The sequence below is a fragment of the Streptomyces sp. NBC_01017 genome (assembly GCF_045162795.1).
Lineage (GTDB): Bacteria > Actinomycetota > Actinomycetes > Streptomycetales > Streptomycetaceae > Streptomyces > Streptomyces machairae.
The window spans coordinates 8,818,729-8,841,523 of record NZ_CP108683.1; the positions used below are offsets into that span (position 1 = coordinate 8,818,729).

Below are 22,795 nucleotides of genomic sequence, written 5' to 3' on the forward strand. Positions count from 1 at the left end.
GAACGAGACCGCGGCCGGCTGAATAGGCTGCGGGAAAGCGTCCAATTCTGGTCGTGAACGGCGTCGTATGTCCCCGACCGACGATTCTCTACCGGCGAGACCTGGCCCGTCCGCCGATTCCCTGACGGTCGGGCCGCTGTGCGACGGCTCGGGAGGCCGGGTCCGTGAAGCTTCGCTCCACCGACTGGCGCAGCAGATCCAACTCTGCTTGCACCGCGGGGCGTTGTGCCGGAGGCAGGGCGTCGAGGAGGTCCTCGAGCAGGGCGCGCAACCGGCGGCAGACCTGTACGGAGGTTGCCCCGTAGTCGCGGATCTCCGAGACTGCGAGCTGCAGGAAATCCTCCCAGTCGCGTCCCTGCAACACCAGGCGCGGCCGGCCATGGTCGTCCGCCATCACGTAGCGGCCGGGCAGCGGCGTACTGCCGACCATGCTGAGGAACGACTCGATGTGGTTGAGCACTTGCACGGCTGTCGTGGGATCGTTGACTGCCGGGGAAAGCGCGCGGATGGCGATGTCCACCAGAACCCGCATGGCGAAAGCGGGATCCTGATCGATGGTTCGTTCGGCACCCAGCGCGATGAGGCCGGTCAGGCGCTGGGGATCGGCCGCGGACGTACCGCCGTGAACCTCGACGAGGATGCCTCCGGGGGGTACGTAATCCCCGATGAGGCAGGGCACGACGAAAGTGCAGTCGTGGCGCGCCGCAGCAGCCACCAGCCCAGCGGTGTTGAATGCCTGAATGGCCCCGCCGCGTGGAGAGCGGACGAGCGTCACCGTGCCGCGCGACGCAACGGACTCGCCACCGTGCGGCGCGGAACGACGAACTTCTGTAAGCCCACGGGCAAAGACGCTCTCTCCCATGCGTCCCACGAGATCGGCGATGGCCACCGGCCTGAGGTTGTGCGTGAAGCGATTGAGATAGACGAGCAGGAGCACGAGACTGACGGCAACGGCCGCGCCCGCGAGGGTGACCCCGAGGTCGGGCACCGAATTCGACTCGATACTGCGCAGCAGGGAGAAGGCGAACGCGAAAGTACCCGTGAAGGTGGCCAGAACGGTCTTCTGGAGGCGGTCTCTGTACCACAGGCGCATATACCTCGGGGACAACGCTCCGGTTGCCTGCTGAATGACGAGAACACCGATCGTCACGACAAAACCCAGCAGTGCCACCATCGCCCCGACAATGGCGCTGAGCACGCCACTCGCGGTGGTCGCGGAGTAACGCCATCCGCTCGGCGGCCAGTCCGCCCCGTCCGCGGCGACGGCGCATTCGGCAAGAATGACACCCAATGCGATTCCGCACAGCGGAACAATCCACAAGCTGGATTTTGCGTACTGCCGCAGCCGGAATCTCGAGGCCCAGGACATCATGGTGCGCACGCCCGTACCCTTTCCCTGGTCCTTGCTCACGGTAAGGCAATGAGCGAACTCACGCAGCGGCACGACACCGTCTCGCCGGCCGCCGGAGCGGGACGTAGCCCGAGAGGTGGTTGCCGCTACTGCGGGTGAGGGACGGTGCCGAGCAGTACGACGCTGTCGCCCTCCAGCGGCGCGATCGGCTGGTTCTCGGTGACCGGCTCCAGCCGGTGGTTGGCCCGTACCACGAACAGTGTGTCGTGGTCGGGAGGCCGTGGAGCGGAGGCGGGCTGAACCAGAAAGCGGGCTCCTGCCTCGTAGCGCGCCGCCAGGACGTGCCGGACGAGCGAACCGCCGAAGAGGATGGCGCCGCCGGTGTAGGGAGCGACGACCCCGTGGCTTTCGTGCGGTGGGCCGACCTGGTACACAGGGCCCTCGACGTTGCCCTGCATCATGACCGAGGCGAGGGCGTTGAAGTCGTCGTCATCGGTGGCCAGGAACACGGCCGTCACGCCCTCCAGGCGCGCACCGGGGTTGGTGGCCGTGGCCAGCAGATCGCCCCTGGCCAGCTGGATGCCCGCATCCTTGATCCTGTTCCGTTCGTCGTCGAGCCCAGCCCACATCAGCACGTCGAGTCCGGCCGATCGCAAGGCCCGTCCCATGTCCACCACCCACGGCTCGCCGCCCACCAGGAGGATGCGCGTGCCGGACGGCTTCACGACGCCCAGCCGTCGGGCCACGGGGGCAGCGGTCAGGGCGTACAACAGGACGGTTGCCACGATCACCAGGAAGGTGACCGGAAGGATCTTGGCGGCCCCGTCCACTCCTCGGGCGACGAGACTGGCGGAAAAGGCCGACGCCGTGGCGGCCGCGACGATGCCGCGTGGCGCCATCCATCCGATGAAAGCCCGCTCCCCCCGGGTCAGTCCGGAACGCGCGGTCGCGGCGAAGGCGACCAGGGGACGTACCACCAGGACGAGGATCGCGATGAGAGCGAGGGCGGGAAGGAGTACGGGCACCAGGGAGGACGGGGTGACGGTGGACGAGATGGAGACGAACAGCAGTCCGATGATCAGCTGCACCAGGGTCTCGAAGAAGGGCCGGCGAGCGGGCATGTCGAAACCGCGGATGTTGGTGACGGCGAGCCCGGTGACGATCGCGGCGATGAGTCCCGTGTCGTCCCGGACGATGTCACAGCCGGCCGACACGCCGATCACGGTGGCCAGTTGCGCCAGTGTGCCCAGGGTCTCGCCGAGCCGCAGGGTGCGGAGCGTCCACCACAGCACCGCGGCTCCCACCAGCCCGCCGATCAGACCGACGACGAGGCTGATGCCGAACTGGCCGAGCTGATAACCCCGGCCGATGTCGACCTGGTGGGTCGAGGCGATGGCGTGGAAAACGAGTGCGCCGAGGATGCCGCCGATCGGGTCGGTCAGGGTTCCTTCCCAGATGAGGATCCGTCGCACCTTGTCGCTCGGCTTCACGAAGTCGAGCAGCGGACCCACGACGGTCGGCCCCGAAACGACGAGGATCATGCCGAGCATCGCGCCCACTCTGAGCGGCATGTCGAGCATCACCGGTGCCAGCAGGCCGACGCCCACAAACGTCACCAGCACGCCGAATACCAGCAGCCGGCCCACGATCCACCGCGTCCGACCGGTGAGGTTGCGCAGGTTGAGCCCCAGGCCCGCGTCGTAGAGGATCACCGCGACGGCCAGGGACACCAGAGGGGAGAAGTTCTCCCCCATCAGCTTGTCGGGATGAATGACATCCGTCAGTGCGCCGGCGGCGAAGCCGACGGGCAGCAGAATGATCAGGGCCGGGACACGCAGCTTGCTCGCCAGGACCTGCGAGCCGGTGGCGAGCACCACAGTCAGGGCGAGTCCGAGAAGGATGTCGTCGTCGGTCACAGCGGTTCCCTACGTCGTGGTCCTGGCGCCATGGGATTCAACGAAGGGCCGGCGCGTCAGTGGTCCCCGCCGGGCCGTCCCCGTCCAGGTCGTTGCCCTTGCGCAGGTCGGCGTCGGTGAGTGGTTCCACATGGCGCCGAACGTCGAGCGCAGGGAGCCGACGTTCCCGGCTGGTCCGCACATCGGCTCCGCCTCAGACCGGCATGCCCGGGACATGCCGAGGTTCGGCGACCAGCCCGAGGATGACGAGCACGGACAGGGCCATGGTGACGACCGACCACCAAGGGAACGCGGACAGGAACATCAGCTGGCCCACCAGGCAGGCCGAAGCCGGCACGATGCCGCTGAGCCGTGCCGCCCTCGAACCGACGAGCACGCCGACGCCCGCCAGGATCTGGACCATGCCGACGATGATCCAGATCCAGCCCCAGGCGTCATAGTCGAAAATGAGGAAGCGTTGGCCGTGTTCGTAGGTCGTTTCGTGGTAGCCGTGGTCCAGCAGGGCGACGAAGCCGTTGGTGATGCCGAACAGGCCGAGCAGGATCCCAGCGAAGGCCACCCACTGTGATTGCTCAAGCGGTGGCTTGGCGCGGTCTTCCACGGCAGAGGGCTCTGGCTGCATACCTCCACCTCACTGACAGGCCCGAGGCGCCGCAACAGATGATGGGCCGCTGAGGTGAGGATTGACGGCGCGTTCAGCAGGAGCTCGTTTCGTTCGAACGGATCCCGCTTCGCGCGCCTCGGGGCCGAGCAGGAGACAACGCCGCCCGGGTGACCGCCCGCGGCTGTTTCGATCCTCGCCCGCCGGCAGCGCACCGAGCTCGTACTGCCGCGGCGCACGATGAACGGCGGAAGCTCGAGTTGCGAACAATCCTTGAGTGGATCAAGCCGTCGCTCCTCTGGATGATGTACCGCTGCGGCTGGGCCGCGAAGGAGCGTGCCTCTCGCACTACATGCCTGCCCGGCACGGCGACCGGGACGCCTGGAAGCGGCAGTTGAGGGTGGCGCCTGCGCGCGTGCAGTGGGATCCGGTCCGTTGGGTGAGGAGATCATGGCGCACCTGGCCGCCTGGACGCGGCCGAGCGTCAACCGGCCTCGCCCCGGACTACCTGCTTCAAGCCGCCTCGATGACCGCACCGCGGATCGCGGCCGCCCACTCGACGACCAACAGCTCGTACTCCGCGCGCTCTTGGGCCGACAACGAGCCGCCGGCGCGCAGCCACAGGGCGCGAATCTCCTCGTTCACCTCGGCAGCAGACCGCACGGAACCAGGGCCTAAGGAATGGGGGGACATGCGGCCAAGCCTAGGGGCAAGGACTGACCGTGCGCTACCGGACGGCTACGCAGAACGTATGTGATTGGTCACGGATTTCACGGCGGGCGTTTAGGCGAGCGTTCGTACTGACTAGAGGTCAGCAGGTCGGACGCTCAGTCGGTCCACATGACCATGCACTGCCCGCGCCGCGTTGCGCCGCCGTAGAACTCCCGCATCGCGGTGAAGTGCTCGATGAGGTAGTCCCGTACGTCACCGGCGAATTCACGGCCGAACCCGCAGGCGGCGGCCGCGTCCTTGGGGTGGGATGGCAGGTCGGCCATGAGGTCGTCCAGGTCGACGGCGTAGAGGGCGCGGGCAATCTCCGCGACTGCGGCAGGGGCGAGGAGGCGGGGCGGGCCGTCGATGCCGTCGTACAACTCGTCGTGGTCGAGGAAGCCGATGTCCCCGCCGGGGTCCCCGGAGACAGCCCGGTCGAGCAGTGCGATCAGGTCCGCGTCGGTTCCCGTCGCGCGGCAGTACCGGATGAGGCCCCAAAGCGCCCAGTCCGTGTCGAGGAGATCGGTCGGCAGTGGATCCCAGCCGGGCGCTCCCCCCGGCGAGTCGAGTGCCGAGGTGCGGCAACGTTCGAGGTAGGCCGGGGTGATGCGGGCGAACTGCTGGGTGAGCGCCATGGACGGCGTCTCGTCAGCCCGCCGACTCCGCCGCATGCGGGCTCAGGACGCCCGCCGACACCAGGACGATGAGGACGATGCCGAGTGCGATGCGGTACCAGACGAACGGCATGAAGCTCTTGGTCGAGATGAACTTCATGAACGAAACTATGTCGACGTGTCCTGAGCGGCTTTGACCTGCTGGTTTCCACCACTTTTCAAGATCGAATGGTAGAGCAGTGGGAGATGGCGCCTTTCCAGTGCCCTCCCTCGCCGACCACGAACGGCGGCAACCACCTGCTTTGCAGCGAATCGGCAATCTCCTGCTCCATGGCCAGGGCAACGTGCGAGTAGAGACCATCCACGCCGGCGACCTCGCGGCCCATGCGGGTCTCCACGGTGATGCGACTGTGTCGATCTTCATCCAGCCACTCCTTGCCGCCGTGACGAAGCAGGTACAGCCGCTTTCCGGCGTTCGTGGTCGCGGGGAACCGGCCCCTGACCCGCGGCCAAACTGTCCAACAAGGCACTGGCCGCAGTGCGCGCCTCGGTCGCTCACCAGCCCGGATGAGATTTTCGGCAAGGGCAGGATGCATGAGGCCGACTGGGACGACAGCGGTGCCCCGGATGAGCTGATCGGCACGCGAAGAGCTGTGCGGCGGTGACCTGCATGCCCTGGCGGTCGCCGGAGGCGCTCCAGCGGTCACCGCACCCCAGCGGGCGCTGGCCGCGTTTCTGCGTCTGCCCGCCGGGTGATCTCCGCACCGGGGCACCGCTGCTCTGGCACTCGTGCCCGTACGGGGCGGCGTAGCCGGTGGTCGGGTGCACGGTCGCCTCAGGTTGTCGGTGCCGTCGGCTAGCGTGCGAGGTATGCGCTACTTCAATACGGCCGGGCCGTGCGTCCCCACGCGTCACTACATGGTGCCGGCCCAGGAGCGGCTGCCCAGGGCCCGCGGGTACATCGAGCAGGGCCAGTACTTCGTGGTGCACGCGCCACGGCAGACCGGGAAGACGACGGTGCTGGCGGCGATGGCCCTGGAACTGACGGCCTCGGGCCGGTACGCGGCGCTGCACTTCTCGTGCGAGAGTGCGGAGGTGGCCGGGGAGGACTACGGCCAGGCCGAGCTGCTGGTGCTGGAGGCGATTCGGCGGTCCGCGGAGTCCGCTGGGCTTCCTGATGAGCTCGCGCCCCCCGCCTCCTGGCCCGACGCGGTGCCCGGGTCCCGGCTCACGCGGGGGCTGGCTGAGTGGGTGCGGAGCTGTCCGCGTCCGCTGGTGCTGTTCTTCGACGAGATCGACGCGCTGCGGGGGGAGAGCCTGCGCAGTGTGCTGCGCCAGTTGCGCGATGGCTTCACTGTCAGCCGTGGCGGCTTCCCGCATGCGGTGGTGCTGTGCGGGCTGCGGGATGTGCGTGACTACAAGGCGGCCTCGGGCGGGGATCCGGGGCGCCTTGGTACATCGAGTCCGTTCAACATCAAGGTGGCGTCGCTGCGGTTGGGCGACTTCACCGAGGCCGAGGTCGCCGAGCTGTACGGGCAGCACACCACGCAGACGGGCCAGGATTTCACGGTGGATGCGCTGGAGCGTGCCTTCAGCTTTACCCAGGGACAGCCGTGGCTGGTCAACGCGCTGGCCCGGGAGGTCGTCGAGGAGATGGGGGTGCCGTCGGCCACGCCGATCACGGCCGAGCACATGGAGGAGGCGAAGGAGCGGCTGATCCTGGCGCGTGCGACGCATCTGGACTCGCTGGCCGCCAGGTTGGGCGAGGACCGGGTGCGGCGGGTGATCCAGCCGGTGATCGCGGGCGAGCTGCTCCTGCCGACGGACACGTACGACGACGATCTGGCGTACGTGCGCGACCTGGGGCTGGTCGCTCCGGACGCGCCGGTGCGGGTGGCCAATCCGATCTACCAGGAGGTCATTGTCCGGGTCCTGGGAAACAACACGGAGGGCCAGGTCGTCGCCGCCCCGAGCAGCTTCCGGCTGCCGGACGGCCGGATCGACATGGACAAGCTGCTGTGCTCCTTCGCCGAGTTCTGGCGGGAGAACGGTGAGATCCTGGCCACCGCCTCGACCTACCCGGAGGCCGCAGCACAGCTGGTGATGATGGCCTACCTGCACCGGATCGTGAACGGGGCGGGTTTCATCGACCGGGAGTACGGGGTCGGCCGGCGGCGCGTGGACCTGCTGATTCGCCAGCCGTACACCGCTGCCGACGGTTCGCGGGCGGTGCAGCGCGAGGCGCTGGAGCTGAAGGTGTGGCGCCAGGGCCGCACCGACCCCCTCGCCGAGGGTCTGGCACAGTTGGACGACTACCTGGACCGCATGGAGCTGTCCACGGGCACCCTCGTCGTCTTCGACACCCGCCCGCAAGCAGCCCCGGTCCACGAGCGCACTGCCTCCTCGCAGCAGACCACGCCGTCCGGGCGCACCGTCACCCTGCTGCGCGCCTGACGGCCGGGAGACCTCAGCCAGGAGCGCCCCCGGATCTTCCTCCCGTGGCCGTGTTCCCGGAGCAGCACGGGTTCGGTGCGGGAGCCGAGATCTTCCCCCAGTACGCGACGTGCCCGGCCACCCGGGTCACTGGTGGCTGGCCTGCGACGTGTCGAACTACGGCATCGCCTGCAGACACTGCAACAGCGGCGGAGCCCGCTACAACGGTGTCCGGGAAGGCCGCGCCAAGGGCAGCCAGTTCCCGGTCATAGGCGGTACCCGCGCCCGCGCATCAGCCGACGACCTGGACCGCGAACAGCCGCTGCTCCTGGACCCAGCCCACCACAGCGACCCCGACCTGCTCGGCTTCGACAGCGCCGGCTACGCCCGGCGCAGCAACACCCCCTACTCGCTGGCCGAAGCGAAACGCGGCCTGTGCCGCGCCGACGAAACCATACGGATCCTCGCGCTCAACGACTCCCACCTCGTCCCGCTCCGTAGCCGCCTCATGCGGGAGGTCGGCGTGCTCGCCCGCTACGGGGACGATCCCGCCATCCAGCAGCTGATCGACGACAAGGTGGGGCCCAAGGCGCCATACAGCTCGGCAGCCGCCATGGCCCTGGCCCTGCAGCGCGCCTGCGACCGGCCCGCCGCCGCGCCCACACCGGCCACAACGACGCCCGGCATCACACCCACCATCGACCCGACACGCTCCCGAGTCGACCTGCAAGACCTGCTGGAACATCTGGACCCGGACGACCTGAAGGTCGGCATCACCCTCACCGGCTGGCACGAGAAGAAGGCGCACCAGGCAGTCCTGAACCACGAGGGCCAGATCAAAGTCCTGGGCGCCCCTGGCGCACCCGACCACCGCCGCCAGGGCCGCGACCGGCAGCAACAAGATCGACGGCTGGGACTTCTGGCGTCTGACCATCGCCGGTGTGGAGCAGACCCTCGCTGAGTTTCGCGCCACGCACTTCCCGCCCACCGCACCGACGTGAGACACGGGTACGGACGGTGAGGACGTTGACGCGGCCCGGCCGGTGTCTACGGTCTTTCCCGTATCGGGCGTGCCTCAGTCGTACCGGCAGGTGAGGGGGCCCGTGTCATCGCTTGCGCGGCTTGCGGCCCTGCTGGCGGCGGGTGCGCTTCGGGGGCCGGGCACCGTCCCACGCCACGAACGCCGCAGTCAGCAGTCCGGAGGACGCGGCGATGTGGAAGTGCTCCGCGAAGGCATGCGGCGAAGCGAACGCGGGGCGCCGCTCGGCAGGTTCCTGGAGCATGAACCCGAACCCGTAGAGCACCAGGACGCGTTTGCTGGTGGCGGCCGCCTGGTGCCACCGGGGCGGCAGGCTGGTCTGGGCGCGGGCCCAGACGGTCCCATCCTGGTCGCGCAGTTCCATGCGGTTGCCGCGCTGGCACAGCCGCCATTCAAGAAGGGCGGGGATGGACATGGCCCCGGGGATGACCCGTCGAAAGCCTGCGCCGCTGATGCGGTGGACCTGGTACTCCATGGCGGGCGCCCCGGTCATGGGCATGGCGGTGAGCATGTAACGCGGCTCCATCAGCACGATCGGCGTCCTGGGGGCCCGCTCGCCGCCGGTGCCGTCGCCGTCGGTGTGCGGATTGCGGATGATGCCGACCGACTGGAACGGGGGCTGGCCGCTGAGGGTGCAATGGACATCGGCCAGCGCCGCCTCGGCGGTCTGACGGAGGTAGGCGCTCTGCTCGGGAAGCATGCGCTCCAGGTCGAAAACCTCCTCGCCCCTCGTGTGCACATGGTCGTGGATCTGCTTGCTGGTTATGGCCTTCACCCGTTCCAGCAGGGCCTGGAACACCTGCTCCCACGGCGCGGCCGCATCGATGCCGTCGATATCGAAGGACTTGTCGTGTAGCTCGACGATCAGAGCGACGAAGGCATCCGCGTCCTGACGCGCAGCGACGTCAACCGCCTTGAGGAGCGTGACCCGGGCCCGCTCGTGTTCGCGCAGTGCGGTATCGAGATGCTCGATGCCGCACTCCGTCAGCACGCGGTGCAGCAGCGCCGCGGCGCCCTCGTCGGTGGCCTCGATCCATACCAAGGCGCAGGCGAGACCGACGTTGTGGACGAAGTCCTGGACGGAGGAGCGATACAGCGACCGCGGCCCGGTGTAGGGGAGGAACCTCTCGAACTCCGCTTCGGCCTCCTGCCAGCGGCGCTGATAGACGAGCGCCTCGATGAGGTGGCGCGTGACCTCCGCAGCGTGGAAGGAGCGCGCGTGGCTGTGATGGGAGTGGGGAAGCTGACTGCGGGCGATGTGCTCGACACCCTGCAGATCGCCGTCGCCGAACAGGCGAGCGACCTGCTCAGCCTCGAGCTGCTCGGTCACCGCCGCCGTCTTCGGCAGGTGGTCGGTTAGCGTGGTGAACGCCTTGAGCGCGGGGTGCAGACGCGGATCGTCGGGGTGGGTGTTGGCAAGGTTGCGCAGGACGATGAGCGCTTGCGTTGCCAGGAGCGCCGCGGCCGGCTCGCCGTCCGGTTCACCGGGCAGCTGCTCGATGTATTCCACCAGCGGCGACAGCAGACTCACGGCCTGCTCCACCGGATCGGACGTGTCATGGTGCGCGTACATCTGGGCCAGTGAGATGCGGGTCTGCGCGATCAGCAACTGGCTGGGGTCGGCCAGGTCCTGAAGCCAGTCCAGTTCCAGATGCAGCAGCCGCATCGCCTGGTCCATTCGCCCTTGGATGTACTCGAATCCGGCGAGGTTGCCGATCAGGAGCGCCGTGTGGTTGTCCTTGACCTCGCTGTCCTGGACGTGGCACGCCAGGGCCGCCGCGTGCGGGGCGATCTCCCAGGCCACGTCGCCGTCGCCGAAGTCGAGGGCCGCACCGAGCCAGCGGGCGGTGTGGAAGGCGCTGCGGGAGAGCGCCGTGTCCACCTGGGCGCCCCGGGTGAGGTGCTGGCGCAGCAGATGCTGCAGGACCGTGTTCATCGACACCGTGTCGTCGCTGCCGGCGAACTCGGAGAAGCGGGAGGCGAGCGGCTCGTCGTAGCGGAGGAAGGACACCTGGATCAGTGCCCGGATGATCTCCCGTACTGGGACGGTGGCTTCGTCCAGGACGACGGCTTCCTTGCCCGCGGGCACGATGTCGGGCGGGATGAACGCGCAGGCCATCGCCAGGTGCACCGGAATGCGCTGGGCGGCGAAGTTGCACAGGAATCCGAGGATTTCACGGACTTGGTTCGGCAACTCGCCGTCGTCGGCGGTGTTGTGGGCCAGGCGTTCCAGGCTCAGCTCGACGGTGGCGGCCAGGGTCCGCGGATAGCCGGAGGGTTTGGATCTCTTGTCGGCCAGGGCCCGATCGAGCAGGAGGGTATGGAATTGTTCCAGACGCTCGACGGGGATCTGGCAGGTGCGCATGTACCCGCAGGCCAGCTCGATGGCCAGGGGCCATCCCTCCAGCGCTTCGGCCAGAGCGTCCAGGCCTTCGCGCCAGGTGGCCGCTGTCTTCTCGTCCAGGCGAAGGCGGCGGGTGAGGAGTTCGAGGGCCTGGGCGTGGTTCATCCGGGACAGGGCGACGCGGGGCATGGTGTGCCAGCCGGCGCTGTCGATCGAGGTGAACAGCACATGGCCGCGGCACAGCCGCGGTATCCACGCATCGACGCCGTCCGGGGTGGCGTCGTCGAAGACGAGCAGCCAGCGCCCGGGCAGTGCCGCGAGCAGCTCATGGACCTGCTCGCGCAGGTAGGAGGTGCTCGCTGAGGGCGGGCTGTCGTGCGTGTGTCCGTTCAGGTGCCCCCAGATGCGCCTGAAGGATCCGGTCAGGGTCTCTTCTGTCTCCGCCTTGGCCCACAAGACGAGGTCGTAGCGGTCGGCGTGCGCGGCGACGTACGCGGCGGCCGTGCTCGATTTACCGATCCCCGACAGCCCGGACAGGACACAGAAGTTGACCGACCGGTCGCGCGGGTCGGACGAAGTCAGGGCTTCGGCGATCTCGGAGAGCACGCGGGGCCGGGGGATGTCGGGGACGGGGGCGAGCGGGCCGAACACACTGCCCCAGTCCTGGCGTCCCAGCGCGCGCACCAGCACGTCGTCCTCCACCAGTGCGGCGTCGGTGAAGTCCGCGATGGTCCAGTACGCATGGCGGGGGTCGGCCGCGCGGCGCATGATCTCGGCGACCAGATGCCCCGTGATCAGCCCCGCCGAGCGGCTGCCGAGACCGGCACGATGGCGGGCCCGCCGCTCTCGCAGCCGCTCGTGCAGGTCTTGGCGGATGCCCTCCACCTCGCGGGCGTCCACTACTACCCGGGCGCGGGTAAGGCGTTCCAGGTCCTGCTCGGACAGGGCCGTCAGGCGGGCCGTGGCCGAGGAGGCCCGCTGCAGCAGATGCTCCAGCTGCGACCTAAGCTCACCGGGGTCGGCGGGCGGCGCATCAAGGATCGTGGCCAGGGCCCGGCAGTTGCGGTCGGGCAGCGCAGCCGTGATCAGCTTGTACTGCTCGGCCTCGACCTTGCAGACCAGCTCGGCAAGGATCGTGAACGCGTCCGGGGCGCTGACCTGCCGTCCCGGCGAAGCGCTCTTGACCTGCGCGGCGAGCAGACAGTCGCCGTCCTTGTCGACAAGGTCGAAGTCGACCACGTCGATGGCCGAGACCGAGGTCGTGTCCGCAGGCCCCTCGATCCGGCAGCCGTGGACCCGTTCCTGATCCGATGCGGTCAACATGGCTTCGAGCGTGCGTAGGTACTGGTATTGAAATCCGTGGGCTGCCACCCGGCCGCCGTCCATCCGCACCATCGAACCCCTCCTTCGTCCAACGCCGCCCAGTTCAAAGGAGGTTAGCGACCGCCTGTGACAATCACCCCTGCCGTTCGCGGCGCGCGCAACGCCACCGGCAGACAAGGGGTCCGGCACCCCGGCGGGGCTTTTGGCAGCGTGAGTCGGCCGGCTGCGCTAGCACCGACCCAGGGACGATGAGCAGCGCCTGCCCGGGGGCCGGACCGCGGGGGCCGTGCGTCACGGTCCACCGGCCCGTCCAGCTGTGGACGCCGACGGTGCACGCGCTGCTGCGTCTTCTGGCAGCGGAAGACCTGCCGACCTGCGGAGATATACGTGAGTTAGTGCTGTGACCTGCACTGTTGTGCGGAATCGAAAGCTCTACCCGTCCCGGCCCGTCCCGCGCTGAAACTCCCTGAAAACTCCCTGGATTCGTACTCGAACTCCCTGGAAACCCCCTGGGGTGAGGGTGCGACCGGGGAGTTTCGTGCTGCGGGCCTGGTCTAATCGTGATAACTCTCTGTGACTGTCTATGCGTTTTACCTTCTGGCGCTGGCCCACCGACGGCTACCCTGATGACGTGGTGCGGCGACGGCCTGACGAGCTCCTCGGGGCCAAGGCAGGTAGGTTCAACAGTCCTTTCCGCGTGGAGCGCGAGAGCGGGCTGGCTAGACCGGGACGTGAAGAGAGCCGTACGGGTTGGTGCCAGAGGGCTCGCCAGGAATGCAGGACACTGACCGCTCGCCTGCCGGTGGTTGCCTTGTTCGAGGTCAGCCGCAGCTTTGACCTCGCATCACGTCGACCAGATTGGCCAAGGACTCCGGACGCCGCACCGGCAACCTGCACCGACCTCAGCGCTACAGCCGCCGCCTGCGCCGCGTCTTCTACCTCTCCGCCCAGACCAGCATCATCCGCGACGGCCCCAACCGCACCTACTACCTCAAGAAACGAGCCGAGGGGCACAAACACATCGCCGCCGTCATCGCCCTAGCCCGCCGCCGCGTCGACGTCTTATGGGCCCTGCTCCGTGACCACCGCGTCTTCACCGCCACCCCACCGGCAGAGGCAACCACCACGGCAGCTTGACCCGGCCACCAAGAGCTCCCGCACCCCGGAGTACGGTGCGCGCCATGAATCCTGGTGATCTGGCATCAACACTTGTTGTCTTCTTGGAAGACCGACACGGAAAGGCGCTGGTGAGGCTTCCGAACGGATCCAAGACCAGCCTGCCTCACGAGTGCCTTGACCTCGTTGAAGTCGGGGAGAGTCTGCCCGATCACGTGTCTCGTGACGATCTCACCGCGGGGCCGGTTCGCGAGCGGTACCGGTGGCCCGCTCGTTCCCACGGGGATCCGCTGCTCAGCACTCTGGCGGAGGCCATGGCACATCTTGTGGCAGCAGTCGACACCAGCACTGACCAGGAAGCCTCACCAGACGCGGCGTCCAGATGGTTCGAGTACCCGGCATACCTCTTTGACCGTCTCGGTGCAGAGGATCGACATCGACTCGCAGACCTCTTTCGCGACGCGGCCATGAAGGAACCGGAGGGAACATGGCGCGACGCGCTGCTGGAGGTCTCGGACGGGTTCGGCCTCAACGAAGGCGAGGGCTGAGCACCAAGGATCTGCCTCGCCCTGTACAGAGTTAATTAAGACTCCACCGCCCGCACGGTAGGGTGCCGCGCAGCCGATCACCAGGAGGCCTGTATGAATAGGGCTCCACGGCTATTGCGAGGGGGCGGACATGAACGGCAACCCTGCGATCCACTGGACTGGAATCGCTGTCTCTACAGTGCTCGTGCTGCCGCTGTCCGTCGCCATGCTCTTTGGTTGGGCACCGAGGCTGGTAGGCGAGCGAGCGAGCATGCAGGGCATACGGCTTTGGGGTGTCGGGATGCTGCTTATCTACAGCACTGCGCTGATCAACGGATTTCCCCGGCTCGCCGACGCCTCTCAGGGCGTAGTCATGACGGCGACGGTGGCAGGCGGCGCCGTGGGAGTCACCGGTGCCTTGCTTTTCTTGGTCGCAGACCTTGCCGACAAGCGCGCCAGGCGCAGTCCAAAGTAACGGTGGTTCGAGGCAGCGCTGGACGCCTGAACCTTCCATGGCATCGTCCCATGGTCATGAGAGCTGTAGGGCTATAGCCATGCGACCTGATCGCACTCATCATGAGCGGCATGCAGAGTGTCCAAGTGGGAGCAAGAACCAGAAAGACACGAGGATCGCTTGGTAGTGCCTCGGTCTGCCTCTTCGCGCTGGGGAGCCTTGACGCGGGGCTTTACGTTGCCGAGTTGATCACGGATGGGGACCGCTGGGTCGCCATGCTTGAGTCTGCATTTGGCCTGCTGTTGGCAAGCTGGATTGCCGGAGCCGTGCACCTTCTCCGGATCAGGAAGGCAGAGAGTAACAGGTAGAGGTCACAGGCCTCCGGCGCCTGTGCGGTACAGCAGCGAAGTACAGCAACCACAGCAACCGACCATGGCCCGTAGTACCCATCGGACCCTTCCGAGCGGCCTGTATGACCGTCAATGCCCGATCTAGATAGAGCTACGGATCAGAAGGTCATCAGCCCGGTCTCCGGTGGGGCGAGGTTACGGCGTTGCAGCCCCGGGACTGTCACAGCGAGCAGGACCAGGTCCCTGTGCTTCTGGAAGGGAGTGGCCCGCTACTACACCCTTGAGGTCGAAGGCCGGACGAATCCGGATGCCGCCTGGTACTACCCGAAGCCCAGCCCCCTGGCCCGGAAGATCAAGAATCACGTGGCCTTCTGGCAGGGCGTCACCGTCGAGGGCACGCAGGAGTCGGCGCGGTCGGGCGCCGGCAGCGGATAAGCGAGGGGTCAGCGGCGGATGAGGTGGCGCAGCGCGACGATGCCCTGCATGGCAGCGGCCGGCCGCAGCAGCGTGGGGCGGGGCCGCTCGGGCATGGCGCCGCGGCGCAGCGCGATCCCGGTGACGGTGACGACGGGAAGCGCCCAGGCGGCGACGGCGGCAGCCCGCACAGTGCGGCTGGGCTCGTGGCGCAGGGCGAGCCAGGTCCAGTAGGCCGCGTCGGCGAAGGTGTCGGCGTAGTCGCCGAAGGGCGAGGCGGTGCCATGGCGGCGAGCCAAGGGGCCGTCGGCGAGATCGAGGGTGATCGCCAGCGGCCCGGACCAGCGGCTCGCCCCGCAGGGCAGCGCCGGGAGGTTGGCGCGGATCAGAGTGAGCGTGTCGGCTGCGGTGAGCCTCTCGCGCCGCTCCAGCAGGCCCAGGTGCGCTGCGGCAAGGGCCCAGCTGGTTGCCACCCAGAGACGTCCCGGGCGCCTGCCCGCGGCAAGGACGAGCAGCAGACCGTGCAGGACGGTGAGCTCGACCAGGGCGCGTGGGCGGTTGGCCGCTTGCCGCAGCGATCTGTGGGCAGCCCGGCCCAGAAAGCGTGCGACGGCAGGCGGCGACAGGTGACCTTCCCGCAGGATGGCCAGGAGAGCGTCGGTGGCAGCGCGGCTGTCGGCGAACTCGGATACGGACTTCACTGCGGACTCCACGCCCGTGTCCCTTCGTGGAGTGACGGATGCGCCCACGGTAAGCGGCTAGCCGCTGGTTGAAGGTGAGCGCGCTCACCGATCAACAGGGTCAGCCGACCTAGCCTCGAACCGAGACAGAGAAACAAGCCGAGCACGAAGGGGCGAGCGCATGGCATGGGTCGGCGGGTTGGTGGCCGTGGGGGCCGCAGGCAGTGCGGCAGCCGGGTATCTGGGGCTGGTGACGGGGGCGCTGCCCCTGGACGTGGGTGTGGGCCGTCGGACGCGCCCACTGGGGCCGCAGACGGTCGACATCGCGGCGCCCCGCGAGCTCGTCTTCGAGGTGATCGCCCAGCCCTATCTCGGGCGGGCCACGCGGGCCATGCGGGAGAAGGTGCAGGTGGTGGAGCGTGGCACCGACATGGTGCTGGCAGCGCACCACACCCCGGTTGCGGGTGGGCGGCTGACGGCGACGACGGTGGAGACGGTGAAGTTCACCCGCCCGGAGCGGGTCGACTTCCACCTGGTACGAGGGCCCGTGCCCGCCGTCAAGGAGTCGTTCACGCTCAGCGAGTGGGGGCGGGGGACCCGGCTGGTGTACGAGGGGGAACTCGCCACGGACTTGTGGCGGGCGGGTCAGTGGTGGGGCGGCATGGTCGCTCCGCGCTGGGAGGCGACCGTCGCGGCGTCTCTGGCGGCAGTCAGGCAGGAGGCGGAGCGGCGCTCGGCCCTGCCGTGAGCCCGAGGGCCTTGTGCCGACCGATGCGGGGCTGCGGAACGGCGGGGTTGCCGTGTTCGTGCGGCAGATGAGGGATGGAGGTGCGGGCCATGCCATCACGACGGATCGGACGCGCTGAAGGGCGCATGTCCATGAAACGCGTCCTGCCGGAATCCCCGACTGTCCCGGGTCCGGTGCGGTTGCGCGATCGAGTACGCGACTGGCTGGTCAGGGCGCTGCGGCGTGCCGTGTTCTGCTGGCTGCCGCCTCCGCACGGCTGATCGCCCCGGATTTGCCCTGGCCAGGCGGCCTGGCGGGGGTGGGTGCCAGCCCGTTGTTGCCATGCTTGTGTTGTGCCGGTCAGTCGTGGTCGAGGTCGGTGAGGGCGTCCTCCACGGCCCGGTGGAAGGTGGGGTAGGCGTAGATCAGGAGGCGGAGCCGCGCTAGGAAGTACGCGTTACGGGCCGCGATGAAGACGGGCTTGTCGATGGAGGGATTCCGTCCTTGCCCCGCCCGCCGGGGAGCGCGGCGTCGGCCAGCGCCTCCACTGAGGGGTCCTGGCCCAGTTGCAGGGCCGTCACCGGCTCAGAGGGGCGATCCGGGATCGCCTGCCATCCGAGAATGCCTCCGCCGGCGAGCAGGACGGTGACTGCCCCGATCACCCCCGCGCCCTTGAGGGCCTGCCTCCGGTCCGGGCTGGGGCGCTGCTGACCGTTCACTTGGCACCTCCCGACTGTGCGGGAGTGCGGCTTTTCGGCGTCAGACACCGCTTCGTACTGCTGATCGTCCCGCGAGCGAGGTGGTGGTTCGGTGAGCGCGCTTACAGTTCTCGCCCTGCTCCGGGGCCTACGTTCGGAACATGGTGCTGAGGATCGTGCTGGGCGCGGTGTATACGGCGATGGCCATCGGCCAGCTCGCCTCGTTCGGGCACATGCCCGCCATCCTGTCCGCGTACGGGCTGGTGACCGGGGCCGCCGCGACCGCGCTGGCCGTGGCACTGCGGTCATCCTGGCCGTCGAATGGCGCGCCGGCGGACGCTCCTCGGCCAGCGTGCCGAACAGCGCGAAGGCGAGCAGGCCGACTGCCAGACCGCATGCCGTACCCAGCGACCTCTGCCCGGTGAGGACGCCGACCGCGAGGGGAAGCATCAGCAGCGAAACCGTTGTGGCCGCCGCAAAGCGGGCACGACGGCGGACCGTAGCGGGAGCGGGCAGCTGTTGGGGCAGCTGCGCCGGGTGGTGGCGTGGCATCTCAGGGCTCTCCGCGGGCGGAGACCGGGCGGGACGCGTGCCGGGCCGCGGGGTTGGCCAACAAGGTGCGTGGGTCGGCGGCTCGGTTAATCGCCGACTCGACCGAGGCGATCCGGTCGGCGAGCAGGCCGAGGGCGGCGACCGCGCGGGTGAGCTGGTCGTCCTCCGGGCCGCCGAGGGCCTGCGCGCGGACGTAGGCGGCCTTCAACCCGGCCCAGCGCGCTGCCCGTTCGCCGGTCAGCGTGGAGCGCAGCTCGGCCAGCTTCAGCAGGTTGGCCTCGGTGCCGGTGGTGAGAGTCTGGGCCTCGGCCGTGTAGTGGTCGTCGATGACGGCGGCGAGTTCGGCGTCGTTCATGACCGGCTGGATGCGCTGGGCGATCTTGTTCATGTTGCGGTACGAGCCCTGGAGTTGGAAGGGCGGCTCTGTGCGCGTGGCGTCGGTCTGCGCGGCGGAGGCCATGTACGTGGCGTTCACGGCGAGGACAGTCTCGCGGGCCGTCAGCAGGTGGCGGAGGACGGCAAGGATGCGCTCCAGCTCGGCGGGCGAGTACGGGTGGGTGAGCCGGTCGGCCTCTGCCGTGTTGTCGCCCTCGGCGAGGCGGATGAGCAGGTGGAGGTCGGCGCGGTCGCGACCGGCGAGCGGGGCGAGGACGGGGTTGGCGGTGAGGGCGTTCTCGATGAAGCTGAGCGCGAAGGCGTCCTGTTTGCCGGTCAGGACGTCCCCGAGGTTCCACACGTCGGCGCGGTTGGCGAGCATGTCGGGTACGCGGAAGCGGCTGCCGGACTCGGTGTACGGGTTGCCCGCCATGCAGACCGCGAACCGCTTGCCGCGCAGGTCGTACGTACGCGGTTCGCCGTCCCGCACGCCCTCGATGCGGCGGGTGGCGTCGCACAGCGGGATGAACTTCTGCAGCAGCTCGGGCGAGGTGTGCTGGATGTCGTCGAGGTAGAGGAGCGTGTTGTTGCCTGCTTCCAGTGCGAAGTTGATCTTCTCGATCTCTTGGCGGGCGGTGGCGTTCGGGGCCTCGGCCGGGTCGAGCGAGGTGACGGCGTGGCCGAGGGCGGGTCCGTTGACCTTGACCAGGAGCAGGCCGAGGCGGTCGGCGACGTACTCCATGAGCGTCGTTTTGCCGTAGCCGGGCGGGGAGATGAGGAGGAGCAGGCCACCGGTGTCGGTGCGCTTCGTGTCGCCCGTGGTGCCGAGCTGTTTGGCGAGGCTGTCGCCGATCAGCGGGAGGTACACCTCGTCGATGAGGCGGCTGCGGACGAACGCGGACATCACCCGGGGGCGGTACTCCTCCAGGCGGAGACGGGACCGCTCGGTGGTCAGCAGAGCGGTCCGGCGGCGCTGGTAGGCGTGGTGGGCGGGCACGTCGTGGGTGCGGAAGTAGCGGGTGCGGGCGAGGAAGTCGTCGATGCGGAGCGTGAGCGTACGGCCGTGGACGCGTGGGTGGGTGCCGAGCAGGGCTTCGACGGTGTCCGTCAGCCGGGCGTCGGATTCGTAGCGGGGCAGGTCCGGGCAGAGTTCGGCGGCCACCGCCTCGGCCAGGTCACCGGCGGTGATGTCCGTGCCGGTGGACGCGGCGTACGAGGACAGCCACGCCTGAACCAGCTGCTGACGCGCGGCCAGGTCTCCGAGGGCGGTGAGGTCGTCGTCGTAGGCCGATGTGCCCACCGTACGGCGGAACTTGTCGAGCAGTGTGCGGGCACCGGCGCTGATGACGAAGCCGTCGGGGCCGGTGGTCAGCTCTTCGAAGAGGTACGTGGCGGCAGCACCAGCGACCTTCCCGGTGATCGCCTGCGCCAACTCCTCCTGAAGGTCGGTGATCGCGGGCGCCAGCCCGAACGTGTCCCTCGCGCGGGCCAGTGACACCGCGCGCCGGGCCCAGCTCCCGCGTTCGTCGGCCGTGGTGCCGTGCACCCAGAACAACTGAGCGGCGGCGCGGGCGGCGGGCCCGTGACGCAGCAGGCCTGCGCCCTCGTGCAGGCGCAGGAGTGCCTTGAGGATCAGGACCGCGTCGTGGTCGTGGACGCCGCGCTCGTAGCCCTCGTCGTACGCCTGCTCCGCAGCTTGCCGGACGAGGGCGGGCAGGTCCGCCTCCGCGAGGGTCTCCGGGCCGTGTTCGTCCAGCAGCCGGGCGGCGAGGTGTTCGGCCCGGTAGACCTCGGGCGACTCGGACGGCAGCGGCCGGTCCCAGTAGGGGCGCGTGGCGGCGAAGTCCGGGTCGGTGACGGGGGAGCGGTAGTCGGTGCCGGTCAGGGCGAAGGCGAGGCCGTCGCCGTGCGGGACCAAAGTCAGGTCAAGAGGCTGCGTGTTGACGGCAAAGCGGTGGCTGCCCAGGCGGAGGGTGCGACCGTCGTCGGCGTACAGGTCGGTGCGGTCGCGCAGGACGCGCAGGGCCTCCTGACGGGCGGCCTTGAGGCGGCCGTCCAGCTCCTCCGCCCTGACCTGGTCGCCGAGTTCACGCAGTTCGTCGGCGATGCGGCGGACCTTGGCGGGCATCGGGTCGGAGGTGAAGTACGTGGCGACGGCGTCCGCGTCGGCGAGCGTGGCCGCGCGACGGGCCACGGTTTGCAGGACTCGGGTCGCCGAGTCGGCGAGGCGTTCGGCGCGGCGGGCGCGGGCGTCGGCGAGGGTCTGCTTGCGAGCGGAGAACGCCTCGTGGACCTCGTCGCGCTTGTCGGCGAGGTTGCCCAGGAAGTCGTCGAACTCGGCGAAGCGGGACTCCAGGTTCTCCACCTGCACGAGCATGCGGGCGAGTTGCTCGTCGCACGCCTCGGGGCGTTCGGCTGCCGCGAGCGCACCGGTGACCGCCTGGCCGAGCAGCGCGAACTCGGCGGCGAACTCGGCTCGTCCCTCCTGGTCGAGGAGCGCGCGGCGGCGGGCTTCGAGGGTGGCGCGGGCGCGGTTGACGCCGCCGAGCACCTCGGCGATCCGCTCCAGGATGGACGTACGGACGGTGGCGTCGCCGATGTCGACCCCGGCGACGACCTCGGTCACCGTGTTCAGACCGCCGGCGAATTCGTCGAGGCGGGCTGCGACGGGCGCGGCCTCGGCGACGGTGGCGATCGACTCGGCGTCCGCCACAAGCTGTTCGATGTCGGCGTGGTGGTCGGCGAAGGCGTCCTCGCGGGCCAGGTGGGCAATGGCCCGCTGCCCGAACGTGGCGAGGTCGGCCTCGGTGTCCGTGGCCAGCTCGTCGATGCGGGCGGTGTCCGCGTACCGCATCTCCTTGAGCGTGAGCAGGTGTCCCTGCGCCTGCCGGAGTTCGGTCAGACCAGCCACCCAGGCGGCCGCACCGCGCGGGGCCTCGCCACGAAGTCGGCGTACGACGCCCGCGACGCGTGCGGCGGCCTCGCCGAGCGCGTCGCCGGCCTGCCGGGTGAGCGCCTGGACGGTCGCGAACTCGGCCAGCACCTGCTCGGCCGTCGCCCGCACCTGCGTGAGCGGCGTGCACAGGTCGCCGACGCCGGCATCGCCGAGCCAGTGGTGAGAGTCCGCCACCCGGACGCAGGCGGCAGCCAGCGCCTCGTACACCTCGGTCGTCGGGGTGGTCTCGGCGACGGTGCGCGTGAGGGACAGGCAGTCGGAGATGCCGCGGACGAGGTCGGCGTTGCCGACGCGGGCCAGAGGACCGTCGCCGGTCGGCTGGGCAGCGGCATGGGTATCGGAGACGTACGGGGAGCGCCACAGCTGGATCGGGTGCACACGGCCCGGCTCGGCGTTGATTCCCGCAGTGTCCCCGCGCAGCACCATCAGAGTGCCGTCGTCGAAGAGTCCCCAGCCGTGGCAGGACAGCGGGGTAGCGACCTCCTTGCGGATGGTGTTGTACGGCAGCAGCAGAGTGCGGCCCACCCCGCGCGCGTGGAACGCGAACAGCACGTCCTCGCCGTTGGGCGAGCGCACCTCGCGCTCGAACTCCAGGCCGTCCATGTCGAGTTCGTACGTCTTGTACGCGCCTGTGGTCAGGCAGTAGCCGCCGGGGAAGACGATTCCCTGGTCGTCGGGCAGCCGGCGGCAAGCCTGTCCGATGCCGTCGAGGCGGACGACCGCCTTGGTGAGCGTGTTGACGGCCAGGTAGCGGTGGGCGTCCTCCTTGTAGGGGCGGATCCGCAGCAGGATCAGGGCGCCCACGCGCGCGTACGCGACATCCGCGTCGGCTAGCGACTGCAGCGGCTCCTGGACCGGCTCGCTGTAGACGCCTTCGCCCGTTTCGGTGTCGTTCTCGACCTTGACGGTGAGTGTGCCGCCGAGCGTGTCGACGTAGGCCTCGCCCGCTACCGCCACGTGCGGGTGCCGGCCGAGGACGTGGTCCTCCCGGGTCGTCTCGTGCCAGTCGACGTCGTGGGGGGCCGGGAGAACGTGGTCGCGCTCACCGCGTGCGTCGAGGAACTTGACCAGGCCGTCGTCGGACAGAGCCCAGCGCAGGACGCGGATGTCGTCCGCCTTCTCTCCCGTCTGGAAGACGGCGAGCAGCTTGCCGTCCACACGGCGCAGCTGGAGGAGGCGGGCCTGGCGGTAGTAGCGGTGGAGTGCCGTGAACTCCCGTACGAAGTCAGGGTCGTCGAGCAGACCGGGCACGGCGTCGTCGGGCAGCCGGTTCAGGTCGCGGTCGTACAGGGCGAAGACGTCGGCCACGGTCGTCTCCGGCTCCGATCCGGAGGCGGCGTTGCAGCCGAAGAACAGCACGTCGCCGACGGAGACGATGTCGCGAGGCAGACAGGTGTGCTCGGTACGCAGCCGCTCGGTACCCGTCAGCTCCAGCCGCAGCGAACCGAACTCCTCGATGCGGCGGGCGTTGAGCGTCTCGGCGCGGCGGGCGAGTTCGGCGGCCTGTGTGGTGAGGCGGTCGCGCAGCACCTCGTACGTGCCGGTGTCCAGACCGGTGGTCATGGGGTCCTCTCAGGAAGTCGAAGAAGACGTGGTCCGGAGCTGCCGTCCCCT

Annotated in this window: 16 protein-coding genes and 2 pseudogenes; 8 read left to right on the top strand and 10 right to left on the bottom strand. The window is 69.1% G+C overall.

The annotated features are described in order from the left end of the window. Nucleotides 1–88: 88 nt before the first annotated feature. The 3 genes from OG331_RS40495 to OG331_RS40505 all read right to left on the bottom strand — a co-directional run bounded on the left by OG331_RS40495 (nt 89) and on the right by OG331_RS40505 (nt 3,826). Nucleotides 89–1,411: a DUF2254 domain-containing protein gene (locus OG331_RS40495; RefSeq protein ID WP_406206243.1), complete on the bottom strand. Its 1,323-nt coding sequence runs from the start codon at nt 1,409–1,411 to the stop codon at nt 89–91. A gap of 86 nt (nt 1,412–1,497) precedes the next feature. Continuing rightward, nucleotides 1,498–3,267, bottom strand: a complete 1,770-nt coding sequence (locus tag OG331_RS40500; RefSeq protein WP_406206246.1) for a cation:proton antiporter — start codon at nt 3,265–3,267, stop codon at nt 1,498–1,500. Between the two features lie 193 nt (nt 3,268–3,460). Next, complete coding sequence (locus tag OG331_RS40505) at nt 3,461–3,826, bottom strand: hypothetical protein (protein ID WP_406206249.1); 366 nt, start codon at nt 3,824–3,826, stop codon at nt 3,461–3,463. Nucleotides 3,827–4,173: 347 nt separating this feature from the next. Between OG331_RS40505 and OG331_RS40510 the strand changes: the two genes are divergently transcribed. Continuing rightward, nucleotides 4,174–4,266, top strand: coding sequence for a hypothetical protein (locus OG331_RS40510; RefSeq protein WP_406210629.1), 93 nt, complete (start codon nt 4,174–4,176; stop codon nt 4,264–4,266). Between the two features lie 115 nt (nt 4,267–4,381). On the opposite strand, the gene OG331_RS40515 is transcribed toward OG331_RS40510, so the two are convergent. The 4 genes and pseudogenes from OG331_RS40515 to OG331_RS40530 all read right to left on the bottom strand — a co-directional run bounded on the left by OG331_RS40515 (nt 4,382) and on the right by OG331_RS40530 (nt 5,579). Beyond that, a complete protein-coding gene (locus OG331_RS40515) occupies nt 4,382–4,561 on the bottom strand; it encodes a hypothetical protein (protein WP_328883049.1) in 180 nt (59 codons plus the stop codon). A 134-nt stretch (nt 4,562–4,695) separates the two neighbouring features. After that, nucleotides 4,696–5,214, bottom strand: coding sequence for a DUF1877 family protein (locus OG331_RS40520; RefSeq protein WP_406206252.1), 519 nt, complete (start codon nt 5,212–5,214; stop codon nt 4,696–4,698). A gap of 13 nt (nt 5,215–5,227) precedes the next feature. Continuing rightward, nucleotides 5,228–5,365 (bottom strand): annotated as a pseudogene (locus tag OG331_RS40525) (undecaprenyl-diphosphatase); the annotation flags it as partial. Between the two features lie 46 nt (nt 5,366–5,411). Then, a complete protein-coding gene (locus OG331_RS40530) occupies nt 5,412–5,579 on the bottom strand; it encodes a hypothetical protein (protein ID WP_406210938.1) in 168 nt (55 codons plus the stop codon). 484 nt (nt 5,580–6,063) lie between these two features. On the opposite strand from OG331_RS40530, the gene OG331_RS40535 reads away from it, so the two are divergent. After that, nucleotides 6,064–7,647 carry an ATP-binding protein gene (locus OG331_RS40535; protein ID WP_406206254.1) on the top strand — a complete coding sequence of 528 codons (1,584 nt, stop codon included), beginning with the start codon at nt 6,064–6,066 and terminating at the stop codon, nt 7,645–7,647. A 109-nt stretch (nt 7,648–7,756) separates the two neighbouring features. Next, entirely contained in the window at nt 7,757–8,587 is an 831-nt protein-coding gene (locus OG331_RS40540) for an HNH endonuclease (RefSeq protein WP_406206257.1), read from the top strand. Nucleotides 8,588–8,732: 145 nt separating this feature from the next. Here OG331_RS40540 and OG331_RS40545 read toward each other — a convergent pair whose 3' ends face one another. After that, nucleotides 8,733–12,404: an NB-ARC domain-containing protein gene (locus OG331_RS40545; RefSeq protein WP_406206260.1), complete on the bottom strand. Its 3,672-nt coding sequence runs from the start codon at nt 12,402–12,404 to the stop codon at nt 8,733–8,735. Nucleotides 12,405–13,196: 792 nt separating this feature from the next. Between OG331_RS40545 and OG331_RS40550 the strand changes: the two are divergent. The 4 genes and pseudogenes from OG331_RS40550 to OG331_RS40565 form a co-directional block, all read left to right on the top strand. Continuing rightward, nucleotides 13,197–13,469 (top strand): annotated as a pseudogene (locus tag OG331_RS40550) (IS110 family transposase); the annotation flags it as partial. A gap of 44 nt (nt 13,470–13,513) precedes the next feature. Next, a complete protein-coding gene (locus OG331_RS40555) occupies nt 13,514–13,996 on the top strand; it encodes a hypothetical protein (protein ID WP_406206263.1) in 483 nt (160 codons plus the stop codon). 130 nt (nt 13,997–14,126) lie between these two features. Further along, nucleotides 14,127–14,450 (top strand): hypothetical protein, encoded by a 324-nt coding sequence (locus OG331_RS40560; protein ID WP_406206266.1) that lies wholly within the window; start codon nt 14,127–14,129, stop codon nt 14,448–14,450. Nucleotides 14,451–14,911: 461 nt separating this feature from the next. Continuing rightward, nucleotides 14,912–15,214 (top strand): DUF427 domain-containing protein, encoded by a 303-nt coding sequence (locus OG331_RS40565; protein ID WP_406206269.1) that lies wholly within the window; start codon nt 14,912–14,914, stop codon nt 15,212–15,214. Nucleotides 15,215–15,222: 8 nt separating this feature from the next. On the opposite strand, the gene OG331_RS40570 is transcribed toward OG331_RS40565, so the two are convergent. Next, nucleotides 15,223–15,894, bottom strand: a complete 672-nt coding sequence (locus OG331_RS40570; RefSeq protein ID WP_406206272.1) for a CDP-alcohol phosphatidyltransferase family protein — start codon at nt 15,892–15,894, stop codon at nt 15,223–15,225. A 160-nt stretch (nt 15,895–16,054) separates the two neighbouring features. Here OG331_RS40570 and OG331_RS40575 point away from each other — a divergent pair, with 160 nt between their 5' ends. Further along, complete coding sequence (locus OG331_RS40575) at nt 16,055–16,621, top strand: SRPBCC family protein (protein WP_406206275.1); 567 nt, start codon at nt 16,055–16,057, stop codon at nt 16,619–16,621. A 1,230-nt stretch (nt 16,622–17,851) separates the two neighbouring features. Here the strand turns inward: OG331_RS40575 and OG331_RS40580 are convergent. After that, entirely contained in the window at nt 17,852–22,744 is a 4,893-nt protein-coding gene (locus OG331_RS40580; RefSeq protein ID WP_406206277.1) for a DNA repair ATPase, read from the bottom strand. Nucleotides 22,745–22,795 lie beyond the last annotated feature (51 nt).